Origin of the sequence: Microbacterium sp. 18062, from assembly GCF_902706225.1 — a bacterium.
Taxonomy (GTDB): Bacteria; Actinomycetota; Actinomycetes; order Actinomycetales; family Microbacteriaceae; genus Microbacterium.
In genome coordinates, this window is the sequence record NZ_CACSKB010000268.1 from 1 (window position 1) to 476 (window position 476).

The following is a 476-nucleotide window of genomic DNA, read 5'->3' on the forward strand; positions in this document are numbered from 1 at the left end:
GCCAGGTACTGTTCGGTTATCACCGCCGATTTTTTGCGTTCTGCGCATCGGCGGGTCTGCCGGCTGGTCAATTAATTTGAGATGCTCGACGTTCTGTTCGATATGGAGGCGGCGCGCAGCCTGCACAATTGTCATGGAAAAAGAGATGCTCGAATCCCGCGAGTCCCGCGCCCTCCAAAGGCTGTTGATCCAGCTCGACGGCCTGGCGCTCGAATGCGACGGCATGTCCAGTGCCCTCTCGTCGATCCTGGCGCGAGAAGGCGTGGAACATCGCGTGTGTGTTGGCACTGTTGACGTGATCGGAGTGGGCACCATCCCGCTGCATCATTGGGTGGCGTTGCCCGATGGCTTGATATGCGACATCAGAGCGCGGATGTGGCTGGGGCCGTCGCCCGCGGTCCCGCACGGACTCTTCGTGCCGGATGAACGTCAGCAATACACTCGCCGAGCGGAGCGTGCGGTCACCGCATGGCCGG

At 61.6% G+C, this 476-nt stretch carries 1 pseudogene; it reads left to right on the forward strand.

The annotated features are described in order from the left end of the window. Nucleotides 1-133: 133 nt before the first annotated feature. A pseudogene (locus GVL03_RS19740) lies at nucleotides 134-476 on the forward strand (hypothetical protein); the annotation flags it as partial.